15 protein-coding genes are annotated in these 16638 nt (G+C 67.6%); 7 read left to right on the forward strand and 8 right to left on the reverse strand.

Translation table 11 applies throughout. The features are described from left to right. Positions 1-90: 90 nt before the first annotated feature. Positions 91-969: a DUF368 domain-containing protein gene (locus MLY01S_RS06890; RefSeq protein WP_067190592.1), complete on the reverse strand. Its 879-nt coding sequence runs from the start codon at positions 967-969 to the stop codon at positions 91-93. Positions 970-1316: 347 nt separating this feature from the next. On the opposite strand from MLY01S_RS06890, the gene MLY01S_RS06895 reads away from it, so the two are divergent. From MLY01S_RS06895 to MLY01S_RS06905, 3 genes are all read left to right on the forward strand, one after another. Continuing rightward, positions 1317-1751: a DUF3054 domain-containing protein gene (locus tag MLY01S_RS06895; protein ID WP_067190594.1), complete on the forward strand. Its 435-nt coding sequence runs from the start codon at positions 1317-1319 to the stop codon at positions 1749-1751. Between the two features lie 157 nt (positions 1752-1908). Further along, the gene (locus MLY01S_RS06900) at positions 1909-2190 is read left to right on the forward strand and encodes an Lrp/AsnC family transcriptional regulator (RefSeq protein WP_067190596.1); all 282 of its coding nucleotides are present in this window, start codon (positions 1909-1911) and stop codon (positions 2188-2190) included. Continuing rightward, positions 2187-3524 (forward strand): CapA family protein, encoded by a 1338-nt coding sequence (locus MLY01S_RS06905; protein ID WP_067190598.1) that lies wholly within the window; start codon positions 2187-2189, stop codon positions 3522-3524. The genes MLY01S_RS06900 and MLY01S_RS06905 overlap by 4 nt, the downstream gene beginning before the upstream one ends. Positions 3525-3619: 95 nt before the next feature. Here the strand turns inward: MLY01S_RS06905 and trpD are convergent, their stop codons facing one another. Then, positions 3620-4675 (reverse strand): anthranilate phosphoribosyltransferase, encoded by a 1056-nt coding sequence (trpD, locus tag MLY01S_RS06910; RefSeq protein WP_067190600.1) that lies wholly within the window; start codon positions 4673-4675, stop codon positions 3620-3622. A gap of 182 nt (positions 4676-4857) precedes the next feature. Here trpD and ctaE point away from each other — a divergent pair, with 182 nt between their 5' ends. From ctaE to qcrB, 4 genes are all read left to right on the forward strand, one after another. Continuing rightward, positions 4858-5514, forward strand: a complete 657-nt coding sequence (gene ctaE / locus MLY01S_RS06915) for an aa3-type cytochrome oxidase subunit III (protein ID WP_067190602.1) — start codon at positions 4858-4860, stop codon at positions 5512-5514. Positions 5515-5603: 89 nt separating this feature from the next. Further along, positions 5604-6410, forward strand: a complete 807-nt coding sequence (gene qcrC / locus MLY01S_RS06920) for a cytochrome bc1 complex diheme cytochrome c subunit (protein ID WP_067190604.1) — start codon at positions 5604-5606, stop codon at positions 6408-6410. Positions 6411-6479: 69 nt separating this feature from the next. Next, a complete protein-coding gene (gene qcrA / locus MLY01S_RS06925; RefSeq protein ID WP_067190606.1) occupies positions 6480-7556 on the forward strand; it encodes a cytochrome bc1 complex Rieske iron-sulfur subunit in 1077 nt (358 codons plus the stop codon). 3 nt (positions 7557-7559) lie between these two features. After that, complete coding sequence (gene qcrB, locus MLY01S_RS06930; protein ID WP_067190609.1) at positions 7560-9239, forward strand: cytochrome bc1 complex cytochrome b subunit; 1680 nt, start codon at positions 7560-7562, stop codon at positions 9237-9239. Between the two features lie 242 nt (positions 9240-9481). Here qcrB and MLY01S_RS06935 read toward each other — a convergent pair whose 3' ends face one another. From MLY01S_RS06935 to MLY01S_RS06960, 6 genes are all read right to left on the reverse strand, one after another. Further along, the gene (locus tag MLY01S_RS06935) at positions 9482-10075 is read right to left on the reverse strand and encodes a hypothetical protein (protein ID WP_135103366.1); all 594 of its coding nucleotides are present in this window, start codon (positions 10073-10075) and stop codon (positions 9482-9484) included. 1127 nt (positions 10076-11202) lie between these two features. Continuing rightward, positions 11203-11604 (reverse strand): cytochrome c oxidase subunit 4, encoded by a 402-nt coding sequence (locus tag MLY01S_RS06940; RefSeq protein WP_067190611.1) that lies wholly within the window; start codon positions 11602-11604, stop codon positions 11203-11205. Then, positions 11601-13313, reverse strand: a complete 1713-nt coding sequence (gene ctaD, locus MLY01S_RS06945) for an aa3-type cytochrome oxidase subunit I (RefSeq protein ID WP_067190613.1) — start codon at positions 13311-13313, stop codon at positions 11601-11603. The genes MLY01S_RS06940 and ctaD overlap by 4 nt, the downstream gene beginning before the upstream one ends. Beyond that, positions 13313-14182, reverse strand: a complete 870-nt coding sequence (gene ctaC, locus MLY01S_RS06950) for an aa3-type cytochrome oxidase subunit II (RefSeq protein WP_174520644.1) — start codon at positions 14180-14182, stop codon at positions 13313-13315. Before ctaC ends, ctaD begins: the two co-directional genes overlap by 1 nt. A 393-nt stretch (positions 14183-14575) precedes the next feature. Next, positions 14576-14968, reverse strand: a complete 393-nt coding sequence (locus MLY01S_RS06955) for a HesB/IscA family protein (protein WP_067190617.1) — start codon at positions 14966-14968, stop codon at positions 14576-14578. Between the two features lie 169 nt (positions 14969-15137). Continuing rightward, positions 15138-16544 (reverse strand): dipeptidase, encoded by a 1407-nt coding sequence (locus MLY01S_RS06960; RefSeq protein WP_067190619.1) that lies wholly within the window; start codon positions 16542-16544, stop codon positions 15138-15140. Positions 16545-16638 lie beyond the last annotated feature (94 nt).

The following is a 16638-nucleotide window of genomic DNA, read 5'->3' on the forward strand; positions in this document are numbered from 1 at the left end:
GCCGACCCTCACTGCATGAGCCGCGTGGCCGCCCTGCCGGGCCGGTGCCGGGGCGTCGGCCAACAGGGGAGCGGCACGGCGGGGGCCTGGTCAGTCGGTCTGGTACTTGTGGCCCAGCCAGGTGATGAGCAGGACCACGGCGGCACCGGCGACCATCAGGCCCACGGTCTGGGGGACCGCCTCGGTCGGAGCCAGCAGGACGCGTTCGTCCTCGAGCTGCCACGGCCAGAGGGCACGCAGGGCGCCGACCATCAGGCCGGTCACCACGGCCAGGGTGACGCCGCGGTGGTTCTCCAGCAGACGCTGCAGGGCGCGCACGAACAGGCCCAGGCCGAGGATGGCGCCGGCGGCGAAGATCGCCAGATAGCCCCAGTCACGGTTGTTGACGGCGTTGAGGGTCGGCTCGTAGAGGCCGAAGCTCAGCAGAAGGAACGACCCGGACAGGCCCGGCAATGCCAGCGCGCAGATCGCGATCGCGGCGGCGAAGAAGACCACGAACGGGTTGGCGGCAAGCTGTTGGATCGGCAGGCCGAAGAACAGGAAGGCCACGATGCCGGCCACCACGGCCACCAGCACCGTACGGACGTTCCACGCCGTTCCGACCGCCATGATCGGAATGAGCACGGCGGCCACGGACATGCCGAAGAAGACGCCGAAGGTCTGGATCGGATAGTCCTCGACGGCCGGCGCGATGAACTTCGCGCCCAGCAGCAGTGCAGGGAACATGCCGAGGACCACCGGGATCACGATGTCCCATCGCACCTGGCGCAGGTCCTCGTAGGCGCTGGCCTTGTCCGTCACCAGCCCCTTGATGCCGCCGACGAAGTGCCCGGCCGAACGGATGAGGTGCTCGTAGATGCCCACGATCATCATCACGGTGCCGCCGCTGATGCCGGGCAGCACTTCAGCGGCTCCGATGGCGGCGCCGCGCAGGACATGGAAGGGCGTCTGACGGTTCACAGAGGGCATGCCTGCCAGCGTAGTCGTGCGCGCGGGCGCGCCGGAGCAGATCCGGACACCGGCCACGTCGTGTTCGTCACCGACGCGCTGAGTGCCGCAGGCACGGCTCGACGGCACGGGGTTCAGGCTGGCTCACGTGAAGGTTGAAGTCTGCGTGACAGAGCAGTGTCAACCTTCACTGCGGCATATGGAGGGTTCATGGCAGATCAGCGACACTCGCCGCGAGATCGAGCCTCTGAACCCTAACGCCGATAATGTACATTATGTCAGTATGGGATAATCCCGACCATGGCAGACCCTCCCCGGCCGAGCGCCAGGGACGCCACGTGCCTCCATACCGATGGGACAATGAGTCCATGAGCCGCGCCGTCGACACCGCAGACACAACCCACCGACCGCACCCGAACGCCCAGCGCGCCCTGCCGGGCTGGACGATCCCCGTCGTGCTGCTGATCGACATCGTGCTCGTGACCGTCTTCGTGGCGATCGGCCAGCGTGAGCACACCACACAGAACGGGTTCCTGGGCCTGCTCGTCACGGCCTCCCCGTTCCTCATCGGTTTGCTGGTCTCTTCGTTCGGGTTCTGCCGGGCCAGGGCACATCGGTGGATCCAGGTATGGCCGGCGGGCATCGGCGTCTGGCTCGGCACCCTGGCGCTCGGGATGCTTCTGCGCGTCGCGCTCGACCAGGGCGGCGCTCCCCTGCCGTTCATCCTCGTCGCCGCCGGCTCGCTGGCACTGTTCCTGCTCGGTCGTCGCGCCCTGACCGGCCTGCTGCTGCGTCGCCGCTGAGCTTGTCCGAGCGCAGCCGACATGTCGGTGGACGTCGGCGGCCGGCCACAGCGATCGGCGCACTGCCTCAGCTTGAGGTGCGTGCCGTCGTCGTACAGTGGGGCCACGCCCCGCAGGGGCGCACCCCTGCTCCCCCGCCAACGGAAGGACGGCCCCCATGGTGACCGCCATCGTCATGATCCGCACAGACAAGTCGACCATCCCGGAGACCGCAGAGAGGATCGCCGGCCTCGAGGGAGTCTCCGCCGTCTACTCCGTCACCGGCGGCTGGGACCTGGTGGCCATGGTGAAGCTGCGCGAATACGACCAGCTCGCTGACACCATCGCCGACCAGCTGTCCAAGGTGCCCGGGATCCAGGACACGGAGACGATGCTGGCGTTCCGGACCTACTCGCAGGCCGACCTGGGTGAGGGCTGGTCCCTCGGGTTCGAAGGATGAGCCGCCGCGGCATCGCATTCACCGCCGCTCCGCTGCTGCTGGCGGGTGTGCTCGGTGGATGCAGCCCCGACCCGGCGGCCACTCCCCCGTCCTCGGGAGCCACGTCTGCGTCGGAATCGGGTTCCGCCGCTGCCTCTGAGACGGTCCCGTCGCGGACGCACGCCTCGACGCCGTCGCCCTCGGACGTCCGGCCCGGTTCCGGGTCCGCATCGACCCACTCGACGCCGAGCACGCAGAACCCTTCGCCGACCGCCTCGGGCACCTCCTCCGGCTCGTCCGACGCTCCTCCGTCGACGGCCCCGGCACGCACGGCCACGATCTCCGTCTCCGGAGATCTGCTGTGGCACGAACCCCTCTGGGAGGCGGCCCGCACGGACGACGGCTTCGACTTCCGAACGCAGCTGGAAGGACTCACCCCCGCCCTGGCGAAGGCGGACCTCGCCGTCTGCCACCAGGAGGTGCCGGTGGCGCGCCCCGGCGGCCCCTACTCCGGCTACCCGACCTTCCGCTCCCCCGCCGAGACGGTGGACGCCGTCGCGGCCGCCGGCTTCGACCTCTGCACGACCGCCTCCAACCACACGATGGACGACGGCTGGGACGGTCTGGTGCGCACGCGCGAGACCCTGGCGGCCGCCGGTCTCGGCGCCGTCGGCACCTACACCACGCGCTCGGAGGCCCAGGCACCGCACCTGTTCACCACCGATCAGGGGGTGAAGGTCGCGATCGTGTCCCAGACCTATGGTCTCAACGGCATCCCCAAGGCACCCGGACGAGAGTGGTCCGTAGACCTTCTGGACCCGGACAAGGCCGTCGCCGACGCTCGCCGTGCCCGCGCCGCCGGCGCGGACATCGTCATCTTCCACATGCATGCCGGCACCGAATACGAGCAGGAGCCGGACAGCAACCAGCGGTACATGGCGGCCATGGTGACCGCATCCGGCGAGTTCGACCTGGTCATGGGTCAGCACCCCCACGTCGTCCAACCGATCGAGAAGGTCAACGGGGTCTGGACGGTCTACAGCACCGGCAACCTCATGGCCGCACAGGGCCGTGACACCCCTCAGACCGACGACGGCATGCTTGTGGACGTCTCCTTCCGGGAGACGCCGTCCGGGCGCTTCACCATCGACCGGGTCCAGTGGGCACCCACCCACATCAGCCGACCCGGCGAGGATGCGGACGGGATCCCACGCGTGCGCGTCATCCCTGATGCGCTGCCCGAAGCATCGGGTTCGACGCGCAAGGCCTTGCAGGACTCGGCGGCCAGGACCCGCTCCGTGGTCGGCGCGCACCCACCCGAAGGCCTCGTAGAACGCACCGAGCCCCTCGAGTGACCCGACTCCCCCAGCGGGACGACGTCGGCCGTCTCACCGTCAACGTGAAGGTGAGACGGCCGACGTCGTGCTTCCGGCAGAGGCAGCTGTGCGGTTCAGGAACGCGAGAAGGCCACCCAACGGTCCAGGACGTCCTGTGCGGCACCGGAGTCGAGGGACTCTGCGGCCACCGCCATCTTGTCCGTGATGCGCTCGGCCAACGGGCGGGAGGCGTCGGGGTCGTCGGCCACGAGCCCGACGGCGGCGTTGAGCAGGACGGCGTCACGGATCGGCCCCTTCTCCCCCGCCAGCAGGGCGCGGACGATCTGAGCGTTGTGGGCGCCGTCCTTGCCTGCCAACGCCTCCACGGACTGCAGCACGAGGCCGAAGTCACGCGGGTCGATCTCATGTTCTGTCACTGCACCACGCACCTCGTAGAGGGCAGACGGGCCGGACGTGGTGACCTTGTCCCTGCCGTCGGAACCGCGGAAGACGAAGCCGCGGACGCCGCGGTCGGCGAGCACCTGGGCCAGCAGCGGCGCCATCGTGGCATCGGAGCATCCCAGCGCCTGTGCGGTGACGTCGGCCGGGTTGGAGAGCGGGCCCAGGAAGTTGAAGACCGTGGGCACGCCCAGCTGACGGCGCACCGGGGCCACGTGCTTCATGGACGGGTGATAGTTCTGCGCGAACAGAAACGTCATGCCTACCGCTTCGGCGCACTCCTCCGCCTTCTCAGCCGGCATGGACAGGTCCACGCCGAGCGCCTCGATGACGTCGGCCGCACCGGCGGTGGACGAGGCGCCGCGGTTGCCGTGCTTCACCACGCGTGCGCCTGCGCCCACGGCCACGAGCGAAGACATGGTGGAGATGTTGACGGTCCCCAGGCGGTCACCGCCGGTGCCGACGATGTCCAGGGTCTGTCCCGGAACGGACACCGGTCGGGCCCGCCGGACCATGACCTCGGTCAGGCCAATCAGCTCGGAGACGGTCACGCCCTTGGCGGCCAAGGCGGCAAGGAAGCCGCCGACCTGGGCCTCGGAGGCGGTGCCGCCCATCATCTCCTCCATGGCCCAGGCCGCCTGCCCCAGCGTCAGGTCGACGGACGAGGTGAGGTCGCCGAGGATCTCGGGCCAGGTGGACGGGGTCGCTGCGGTGCTGGAGATGGCGTTCACATGAACGACCCTATCGCCCGGCGCACGCACGGGGACGTCCGGCGGTCACGGTGTGACGCTGGACGTTCGCTGACCGTATGCCCTGCAATCACGTTGAACATGCGCCCTACCGGGGACATGCAGGCTGCGACACGGTAGCGTCCGGTTGGGCACAGGACACGGTTTAGGGCCATAATGGCCAGGTGACCACTGCAACTCCCGCTCTCCAGCAGCCCGCGCCCACCGGGCTCCCGAGCCGCCCCAACATGGTCCAGGTCGGAACCATGGTGTGGCTGGCCAGTGAGCTCATGTTCTTCGGCGGGCTCTTCGCCATGTACTTCACCCTGCGCTCCACTTCGCCGGAGCTCTGGGCGACCCACTCCGAGATCCTGAACATCCCGCTCGCGGCCGTCAACACGACCATCCTGGTGCTGTCCTCCGTGACCGCCCAGTTCGGCGTGTTCGCCGCAGAGCGTCTTCAGCCGCGCCGGACCGGAGGCCTGTTCGCCATCAAGTCCTGGGGCATGGTCGAGTGGTTCATCCTCACCGTGATCATGGGGTCGGTCTTCGTGGCCGTCCAGTCCTACGAGTACGCCGTGCTCGTGTCGGAGGGTGTCACCATCGCCGCCAACGCCTACGGCTCGGCCTTCTACATCACCACCGGCTTCCACGCCATCCACGTGACCGGCGGCATCATCGCGTTCATGTTCATCATCGGACGCGCTTACCTGGCCCGCCGCTTCGGCCACCATGAGGCGACCTCCGCGATCGTCGTGTCCTACTACTGGCACTTCGTCGACGTCGTGTGGATCGCACTCTTCTTCATCGTCTACTTCCTGGACATCGTCGCCCCGCTCTGACCGACGGCACACCAGGACCCACTCCGCACCCGAGGCGAATCGACCAGGCATGATGGTGTCGATTCGGCAGACAACGTAAGGAACCCACTGTGAAGGCACTATCGCAGCACCGCCGCCACCCGCTCATGGGGCTGGCACTGCTTCTGCTGGGGCTTCTGGTGACCGGCGGCCTCTACTCCGCCGCCAGTACGGTCAACCAGGCCCAGGCGGCCACCCAGGTCACGACGGCCGCCTCGAGCGATGACATCGCCGAGGGTGAGAAGCTGTTCAACGCGAACTGCGCCTCCTGCCACGGCATGGGTGCCGCCGGCACCGACGCCGCACCGTCGCTCATCGGCGTGGGCGCCGCCTCCGTCGACTTCCAGGTCGGCACGGGCCGCATGCCGATGCAGATGAACGGCCCGCAGGCCCGTTTGAAGCCGCGGCAGTTCAGCGAGGAACAGACCGCACAGATGGCCGCCTACGTGGCCTCTCTGGGTGCCGGCCCCTCCGTGCCGGAGGAGAAGTACCTCGATGCGGACCACGAGGACGTGAACATCGCCAAGGGCGGCGAGCTGTTCCGCATCAACTGCGCCATGTGCCACAACGCCGCCGCCGCCGGCGGTGCCCTGACCCGCGGCAAGTTCGCCCCGACTCTGGAGGGTGTGTCCGAGAAGCACATCTACGAGGCGATGGCCACCGGCCCGCAGAACATGCCGGTGTTCTCCGACGCCAACCTCAAGCCCGAGGACAAGCGCGACATTATCGCCTACCTCAAGACCATCGAGAGCAACGACTCGCCTGGCGGTCTCTCCCTGGGCTCCCTGGGTCCGGTCTCCGAGGGCCTCTTCATCTGGACTGCCGGCCTGGCCGTCATCATCGGCTTCATGGTCTGGCTGACCTCCCGGTCCTCCTGACCCCGTCGGCGCGTCGCGCGCCGGCCGCAAGACACTGCATCACTCACTCAAGCAAAGGAAATGAGTCATATGGGCGAGCACGGCAACGAAGGGACCCAGCGCCCCTCGGACGCCCTCGAGCACGCCGGTGGGGACGCTCCCCGGTACGCCATCGACAACCCCGGGCTGCCTCCGCACCGCCCCCGGTTGGCGGACGAGGACCCGAAGGCCGCCAAGCGCGCTGAGCGCCAGGTCTCGGTGCTGTTCCTGATCTCGATCATCGGCACCGTCGTCTTCTTCATCGGCTACTTCGGCGTGGGGCAGATCGGCAACAACGAGTCGTTCGATGTCATCTTCCTGCAGAACCTCCTGCTGGGCGTCGGCACCGCCCTCGCGATGTTGGGCATCGGCGTGGGCATCGTCCACTGGGCGAAGACCCTCATGCCGGACCACGAGATGGTCGAAAGCCGTCACGAGGTGCGCACCGAGGCCGATCGTCAGGTTGCCGCCGGCATGATGCAGGACATCATCGACGAGACGCAGATCAAGCGCCGCCCGCTGCTGCGCAACACCCTGATCGGTGCCGCCGCCCTGGCCCCCCTGCCGTTCATCGCGGTGTTCCGCGATCTGGACAACACGGACAACTTCTCCGACAAGGAGACCGAGAACTTCGGCGTCGAGCGCCTGCGCCACACCATGTGGGCCGAGGGAGTGCGTCTCGTCCGTGATCCCACCGGTGCCCCGATCAAAGCCTCTGACGTGACCGTCGGCTCCGCCGTGCACGTCATCCCCGAGGGCCTGAACGACCTGCACCACGGCAAGCTGAACGAGAAGGCCAAGGCCGTCGTCCTGCTCATGCGCCTCGACCCCGCCAAGGTGAAGATCACCCCGGGCCGAGAGAACTGGAACGTGGACGGGATCTTCGCCTACTCCAAGGTCTGCACCCACGTGGGCTGCCCGATCGCGCTGTACGAGCAGCACACCCATCACCTGCTGTGCCCCTGCCACCAGTCGACCTTCGACCTGACGCAGGAGTGCAAGGTGATCTTCGGCCCGGCCAGCCACGCGCTGCCGCAGCTGCCGATCGCTGTGAACGACGAGGGCTTCCTCGTCGCCCAGAGCGACTTCCATGAGCCTGTCGGACCTGTCTACTGGGAGCGTGGCTGACCCATGAGCACCACTGTGAAAGAGTTTCAGCCGGCCACCCGCACCGGCCGTCTGGCGAACTACCTCGACACCCGGGTGGGCATGTCCCCCATCGTCAAGGAGTTCGGCCGCAAGATCTTCCCGGACCACTGGACCTTCATGTTCGGCGAGGTCGCGCTCTACAGCTTCGTCATCCTGCTGCTGTCCGGCGCGTTCCTGACCTTCTTCTTCGATCCGTCGATGGCGCACGTCACCTACGAGGGTGCCTACGCTCCGCTCTACGGCATCGAGATGTCCGCCGCCTATGCCTCGACGCTGGACATCAGCTTCGACATCCGCGGCGGCCTGTTCATGCGTCAGCTGCACCACTGGGCCGCGCTGCTGTTCGTCGCCGCGATGTCCGTGCACATGCTGCGCGTGTTCTTCACCGGTGCCTTCCGCCGCCCGCGTGAGCTCAACTGGGTGGTCGGCTGCGGCCTGCTGATGATGGGCTGGGCCGCCGGCTTCACCGGCTACTCGCTTCCGGACGAGGTGCTCTCCGGCAACGGTCTGCGCATCATCGACGGCATCCTGAAGTCCCTGCCGCTGGTGGGCAGCCACCTGTCGATGTTCCTCTTCGGCGGCGAGTTCCCGGGCTACTCCATCGTGGGTCGCCTGTACGCGCTGCACATCATGATCGTCCCGGCGGTCATCCTGCTGCTGATCGTGATCCACCTGTTCATGGTCGTCACCCACAAGCACACCCAGTACCCGGGTCCGGGCCGCACGGAGAACAACGTGGTCGGCTACCCGGTGGGTCCGGTGTATGCCGCGAAGGCCGGTGGCTTCTTCTTCATCGTCTTCGGTGTCCTGGCCCTCATGGCCGGCACCGTCACCATCAACGCGATGTGGAACTACGGCCCGTACGACCCGTCCCCGGTGCAGGCCGGCACCCAGCCTGACTGGTACATCGGTTGGTTCGACGGCGCCCTGCGTCTGATGCCGGGGCAGATCGGCGACTTCTCCTTCCTGTGGAACATCCCGATGCCGTGGGGCTCCTCTGTCTCGCTGCCCATGGGAGTCCTGTTCCCGCTGATGCCGGTCGGGATCCTGATCCTCGGTATGATCGCGTGGCCGTGGATCGAAGCCTGGGTGACCAAGGACAACCGCGAGCACCACATCCTGGACCGCCCGCGCAACGCCCCCGGCCGCACGGCCGCCGGTGTCGCCGGCATCACCTGGTACTGCGTCATGTGGGCCGCGGCCTCCTCGGACCTCATCGCCACCCACTTCCAGGTGTCGCTGAACGACGTGCTGTACCTGCTGCGCGTGCTGTTCTTCCTCGGCCCGGTGATCGCCTTCATCGTGACCCGCCGCATCTGCCTGTCCCTGCAGCGCAAGGATCGCGAGCTGGTGCTGCACGGTCACGAGTCCGGCGTGGTGGAGATGTCTCCGGAGGGCGGCTTCTCCGAACGCCACCGCAACCTGACCGACTACGAGATGTACCGCCTGGTCTCCTTCGAGTCCCCGCGCCCGATCCCGGCCACCCCGGGTCGCAAGGGAAAGGTCTCGACCATGGAGAAGGTCCGTGCCAGCGTCTCCCGTCTCTTCTTCGAGGAGCGGGTCGAGCCGGTCACCCGCGAGGAGCTCGTCGAGGCGCAGCTCGACGGCCACCACGGTCACGGCGCCGTGGAGGGCGACCAGGGGAACCAGCTCGGTCACTGATCGACAGGCTCACCGCCACGGACGGAAGGCCCGCAGTACTCCATGTGCTGCGGGCCTTCCGCTGTCTGAGGCTCCGCTCCTCCCCTGTCGCTTTCGCTAGCGAAATGGGAGGCAGCACCGACCGATACTCCCCCGTCCCTCCCCGCGCCTGGGGGTTTTCGCTAGTAAAAAGGGAGGCGCCGACCGACCAACTCCCCTGTCCCACTCGCCTTCGCTAGTGGAAAGGGAGGCAGATTCACCGCTCAGCCCTGCCCCTCGACCTCGTCACGGCGACACCGCACCTCGTGGATCACCCGGCGGAAGTCGTCCCGATAGTCCTCGACCGTCGCCCAGATCTGTGCCCAGCCGGCGTCGTCCCAGCCCTTGTTTCTCCAGGCATCCACCAGCTTCTGTGCTTCGTCGTCGTGAGGCGCGCCGTCATAGTGCAGCACCAGCCGCCACTGTCTGTAGCCCATGTCCCCGTCAGGACTCACCGGCCTGGAGGGGTCCAGGATGAGCTGCAGTTCCGGCTCCGGCAGGCCCGCATGGATCAACGCCAACCGCATCTTCGTCTCTGTGGCCGCGTCCGAGCCCACCCGGATCAGGTCCAACGCTGCTCGTGCCGTCCTCACCCCCTTGTACCGTCCTGCACGGCTCACCACGGCTCTCAGGCGTTCAACTGTCGTGAGCGGCTCTCGGCGCCCGTCAGGCGTCCAGGGGCGCTTCACGATGCCGTCCCCGGCCACCACGAGCTCGTCCACCATCCCCATCGGCAGCAGTGCAGCCAGGTCTGCCCACGTGCGCTCGATGGATGTCACCGGGATCCCGTGCATCACCTCCACGTCCTCAGCGGGCACCGTCCGGCCATGCGTCACTACCCCACGCCGGCTCGCCACGCCGCGCACATGTGGCCGAGACACGTGGATCAGTCCGTCGTCGTCCTGCAGCCACGGCGGGAGAATGAACCCGTGCAGCCGCAAAGCCGTCTGGTGTGAGGCCACTGCCCTGGCCCGCTTCACGACGACGGCCACCTCCTCCGGCGGTCGGCTCACCGGAGGCGTCGGGTAGCCCAGCGTCTCCCAGCCCGTCAGGGGCATCGTAAGCGCCCGATGGGCGCCGTGGGTGACCTGCAGGATGTCCGCGGCGCGGAGGCGGTCTCCCGGGATGTGGGCCTGGTGAAGGACATGTCTGTCGAAGACCTGATCGCGGAGGTGCTCCGGAAGGCATCGGCGATTGCTCGGGGCAAGTGGAATGAGACCTGTGGCCATGCACCAACTCTTCCGCGCGCAAGCACATACTGGATCGCCTGGATCGTCAACTGTGGACCGCTTGGTATCTTTCGTCCGTTGTGCAGGAGAGAACGCTCTCCTCCACCGTTCTCGTGGCCACACCCACGTTTCCGCTAACGAAATGGGAAGTGCTCGCCTCGGAACCTTGCGAGACGCGCCCACGGCACACCGTGTCGGCGCACAACCGCCTGAGCGTTGTCAGCCCCGGCCCAGCCGCTCAGCCACTGCCCTTCACAATGGATCAGCCCAGCTGCCGGATCAGGATTTCATGCTCCACCGCGACGTCTCCCTGTTGGTCCCCATGCGAGCAGGCTGGGCTGTCGGTGTTGCTCTTCCAAGAACAGCCAGTACACCACCAGGACGTGGCTGAGCTCTGTGCCGTGTCCGTCGAACCGCCTCCGACGTCGCTAGCGAAAACGTCGACGTCGCCGCTCCCAGCGCGCCTCCGATTTCACTAGCGAAAACGCACCCCCGCGACCGAGACCCATCCCCCGCCTGTCCATGCCCACGCCTATCCTTGCCGGCCCCACACCCGTGCCCGCCCCACATCCGTGCCCGCCCCACACCCGTGCCCGCCCCACATCCGTGACCGCGCCTGTTCCCGTACCCACACATCCACTCACACACAAGACAGAGGCGGGCCGCACCCCCGAAGGGATGCGGGCCGCCTCTTTCTCAGCAGGTCGGCTGTGAGGTCAGTGCGCGTACTTGCCGCGCGAGAACTCGTAGACCCAGCCGGCGGTGCCGAAGGCAGCCAGTGCGGCGCCGGCGATGAAGATCCACCAGTCGATGGCCAGGCCGAGGGCTACGAGTGCGCAGGCGGTCGCCAGGGGAAGCGGCCACCAGGACCACGGGGCGAAGGTGCCATAGGTGCCGGAGTAGGAGACGATCTCTCCGTCCTCGTCATCGGCAGGCCCCTGCTTGAAGCGCTTGTCCGTCGCCTGGACATACCACGCGATCATGAGGGACATGGCACCCAGGGCGTAGATCGCGGGGATCCCGGCCCATTCGGTCCACTTCACCCAGAACCCGTAGACGGTTCCCACGATCACGAAGAACGTGCCGATGATCCAGAAGATGCTTGCGGTCGCCTTCACTTGGCCGTCACCTTCTCTCCGAAAGCCTCAGTGGTGTGCTGCGGGGAGTACGGCGAGAGCTCCGGGTGGTGGAGGTCAAGCGCCGGACGCTCCGAGCGGATGCGCGGCAGCGAGTGGAAGTTGTGGCGCGGCGGCGGGCAGGAGGTCGCCCACTCGAGGGAGCCGCCGAAGCCCCACGGATCGTCCACGGTCACCTTCTTGCCGTGGCGCGCGGTGACGTACACGTTCCAGAAGAACGGGATCAGCGACGCGCCGAGGATGAAGGAGAACACGGTGGAGAACGCGTTCATGGCGGCGAAGCCGTCCTCCAGCATGTAGTCCGCGTAGCGGCGCGGCATGCCGATGACGCCCAGCCAGTGCTGCACCAGGAAGGTGCCGTGGAAGCCCACGAACAGCATCCAGAACTGAATCTTGCCGAGACGCTCGTTCAGCATCTTGCCGGTGAACTTGGGCCACCAGAAGTAGAAGCCGGCGAACATAGCGAACACCACGGTGCCGAAGATGACGTAGTGGAAGTGCGCCACCACGAAGTAGGTGTCGGACACCTGGAAGTCCAGCGGCGGGGAGGCCAGGATGATGCCGGTCAGACCGCCGAACAGGAAGGTCACCATGAACCCGAGGGTCCACAGCATGGGGTTCTCGAAGGTGATCGAGCCGCGCCACATGGTGCCGATCCAGTTCACGAACTTCACGCCGGTCGGAACCGCGATGAGCATGGTCATCAGGGAGAAGAACGGCAGGAGCACGGAGCCGGTGACGTACATGTGGTGCGCCCACACGGTCACGGACAGCGCCGCGATCGCGGTGGTCGCGAACACCAGGGTCTTGTAGCCGAAGATCGGCTTGCGGGAGAACACCGGGATGATCTCGGAGACGATGCCGAAGAACGGCAACGCGATCACATACACCTCGGGGTGGCCGAAGAACCAGAAGAGGTGCTGCCAGAGGATGGCACCGCCGTTCTCCGGGTCGAAGATGTGTCCACCGAAGCGACGGTCCAGGCCCAGCGCGAACAGTGCGGACGCCAGCGGCGGGAAGGCCATCAGGATCAGGATGCCGGTGATCAGCGTGTTCCAGGTGAAGATCGGCATGCGCCACATCGTCATGCCCGGTGCACGCATGCACAGGATGGTGGTGATGAAGTTGACGCCGCCCAGGATGGTGCCGAAGCCCTGCAGGGCAAGGCCGAAGACCCAGAGGTCTCCCCCGACTCCCGGCGAGTAGGTGGTGTTGGACAGCGGCGCGTAGGCGAACCAGCCGAAGGAGGCCGAGCCCTGCGGGGTGAGGAAGCCGGCGCAGGCGATCAGCGAGCCGAACAGGAAGAACCAGAATGCCAGGGCGTTCAGGCGCGGGAACGCCACATCCGGGGCGCCGATCTGCAGCGGGACGAGGACATTCGCGAACCCGACGAACAGCGGGGTCGCAAACATCAGCAGCATGATCGTTCCGTGCATGGTGAACAGCTGGTTGTACTGCTCCTTGGTCTGCAGGATCTGCATGCCCGGCTCGAAGAGCTCGGCACGGATCAGCAGGGCCATCACGCCGCCGACACAGAAGAACGCGAAGGAGACGATCAGGTACATGTACCCGAGCACCTTGTGGTCCGTGGTCGTCAACCAGCTGACAGCGATCTTTCCGAGGGAGCGGGGCACGACGCGCGGCGCCGCCGTGCGCGTGGTCTCCTCCGTCGTGTACTCATACGTGGTCATCAGTGGCTACCTCCACCGCGCGGGGTCTGGAGGTCGTCCTCCATCTCGCGCGCACCGTCGGGGTTCTCGTTGGGGTTGCGGTTGTACTCGTCCCCGACCAGGCCCGGCTCCATCCGGTCAAGCTGCTGCTTGAACTCCTCCTCGGAGACGACCTCCACGTTGAAGAGCATCTCGGAGTGGTACTCGCCGCAGAGCTCGGCGCACTTGCCGTCGAAGCGGCCCTCCTCCTGCGGGGTCAGGTAGAGGTGGTTGGTCTTGCCGGGAAGCATGTCGCGCTTCTGCAGGAACTGGGGAATCCAGAAGGAGTGGGCGACGTCACGGGACTTGAGCTCGAAGTGCACGGGCACGTCGACCGGCAGGTACAGGGTCGGCAGGGTGTCCTGCACGCCGGCGTTGCCGTCGGTGTCCAGCTGGGCCTGCACGCCCATGTAGTGCGCTTCCTGGCCCTCGTACTCGTAGTTGAAGTCCCAGGCCCACTGCTTGCCGTACACGGTGACGGTCAGCGGGGAGTCGTCCACGGGGGTGTCGACCTCGGTCTGCACACGATCGGTGAAGCCCCACAAACCGAAGACCAGAACCAGCGGAATGACCGTGAACATGGTCTCCAGCGGCATGTGGTACCCCGTCTGCTTCGGGAAGCCCTGGTCGTTCTTGCGGCGGCGGTATGCCACCATGCACCAGATCATGGCGGCCCAGGCGACCAACCCGATGACCAGTGCGGCGATCCAGGAGTTGACCCAGAGGTTCGTCAGCACCTCACTGTGGTTGGTGGTCTCGTTCGTGCCGGGATACCAACCACGCTTGACCTCTTCCGAGCAGCCGGTCAACGCCAGTGCGGCGGCCGCCCCCAGAGCGCCCACCTTCAGCATGCGTCGAGTCCGACGTCCGGCGTCATTCTGTGCTCTCACAGACGGCCTTCCTCTTCATCTCGTGTGCGATGGGCCTCCCTCTCCACCGCCGGGAACCGCAGAGAACTGCGGATCTCCCTCACAGTGGGCAGGGGTGCCCGGGTGATTCCCCTCCACTCTAATCCTTTCCGGCGAGTCCTGCTGACCATGACACCGTCCTGATCTGCGTGTCTCCGCCTCTGGACGCACATGCCTCCCCGGCTCGGGACCGCATGGTCCGGACACCGGACAGGCTCCGGACACGCCACGGGCCGGCCCCGTCGTGGAGCCGGCCCGGAAGCGTGCGGCGAGCGGCCGACGTCGTCGCCCCTCCCTTCCCGTGGGAAGGTCAGCAGTGGCGCGGCCCTCGGCCGATCAGTGGAACGAGTCGCCGCAGGCGCAGGAGCCGGAGGCGGTGGGGTTGTCGATGGTGAATCCCTGCTTCGAGATGGTGTCCTCGAAGTCGATCGTGGCGCCCATCAGGTACGGCACGGACATCTTGTCCACGATGACCTCGATGCCGTCGAAGTCGCGGACGGTGTCGCCGTCGAGGACGCGCTCGTCGAAGTAGAGCTGGTAGATCAGGCCGGAGCAGCCGCCGGGCTGCACCGCGATGCGCAGGCGCAGGTCGGTACGGCCCTCCTGCTCGAGCAGAGCGCGGACCTTCGCCACCGCGACGTCGGTGAGCTCGACCTCGTGCGGGGGCAGGCCGTCGGCCGGCTGGGTGGCGCCGATCTCGACGCCGGTCTCTTCAGCGGACAGTGCCATGGGTGGCCTCCTCGTGTGGGGGACGTGGTCTGACGGGACTGTGGTCGGGTCCTCTTCCAGGGCGAACACTACCGGCCGTCGGTTGATTCCCGACGACGGCACCTCGCCGTCCGCGCTCCGCCTCACGCGGTCCGTGCGACCGCACGGGCGACGGCGTGCGCGCGGCTGCTCAGGCGCCCAGGCGGGCGAGCCAGAGGGCCTCGGCGACGATGGCGTTGCGGAAGTCGCCCAGGTGGAGCGACTCGTTGGCGGAGTGGGCGCGGGAGTCCGGGTCCTCCACGCCGGTGATGAGGATGGTCGCCTCCGGGAAGACCTCCTTGAGGTCCGCGGTGAACGGGATGGAGCCGCCCAGGCCGGTGGCCTTCGGCTCCACGCCCCACGCCTGGTGGAAGGACTCCATCATGGCAGCGGCCATCGGGTCCGAGGTGTCCGTGGAGAACGGCTGGCCGAAGTGGCCCTTCTCGAAGGTGATCTCGGCGCCGAACACGGCCTCGGCCTGTTCGGAGAGGTGCTTCACCACGGCCTCGTAGGCCTGCTCCGGGTCCACGCCGGGGCCGACGCGCAGCGACCACTTGGCGCGGGCCTGCGGCTGGATCGTGTTGGAGGAGGTGTCCACGCTCGGCACGTCGATCCCGATGATGGACAGGGCCGGGCCGTTCCAGAGCCGGTCGGCGAGCGAGCCGGAGCCGGCCAGCCGGACACCGTCCAGCACGCCGGCGTCGTTGCGGTAGGTCTGCTCGGGATAGTCCACGTCCGCGTGGACCTGCGCCGCCACGCCCGGGACGGCGACGTTGCCCTGCTCGTCGTGCAGGGTGGCGATCAGGCGGCAGAGCAGCGTGACGGCGTCCAGGACGGGGCCGCCGAACATGCCGGAGTGCACGGCGTGGTCCAGCACGCGGACGGTGACGGTGCCGTCGGCGACGCCGCGCAGCGAGGTGGTCAGGGCGGGCTCGCCCACGGCCCAGTTGGCGGAGTCGGCCACCACGATCGCATCGGCCTGAAGGTCCGCCTTCTGGTTCTCCAGGAAGGTGCGGAACGTCGGGGAGCCGGCCTCCTCCTCCCCCTCGAAGAACACGCGCACGCCCACACCGATCTCAGGGGCGGCGGCCTGCAGGGCCCTCAGCGCGGCCAGGTGAAGCATGATGCCCGCCTTGTCGTCCGCCGCTCCGCGGCCGTAGAGGCGGTCGCCCTCGCGGGTGGCCTCGAACGGCGGCGTGTTCCACAGGGACTCGTCGCCCGTGGGCTGCACGTCGTGGTGGGCGTAGAGCAGCACGGTGGGCTTGCCCTCGGCACCGGGGCGGTGGCCGAGGACGGCGGGGCCGCCGGGCTGCCCGTCCTCACGGTCCTCGGTGACGATGCGCACGTTCTCCAGGCCCAGCTCGCTGACGAGCTCGGCGACCTTCTCGGCCGACTGCTCCAGCAGCGAGCGGTCGAAGGAGTCCCAGGCGATGCCGCCGATGGACACGAGGTCGGACAGCGTGGTGACGGTCTCGTCGAACTGGGCGTCGACGGCGGCGGTGATCTTCTCGACGAGCGCGAGATCGAGCTCGGAGGCGGCGGGAATCTGAGCGGTCATGGGGCTCACACTATCGAAACGGGGCCGCCGGGCCGATGCACCCGCCGCCGCTGCCGCGTGGCCCTGCGCGGCCCGTGCGCACCGCGTGCCTAGG

This window comes from Micrococcus lylae NBRC 15355 (genome assembly GCF_001570885.1).
GTDB lineage: Bacteria > Actinomycetota > Actinomycetes > Actinomycetales > Micrococcaceae > Micrococcus > Micrococcus lylae.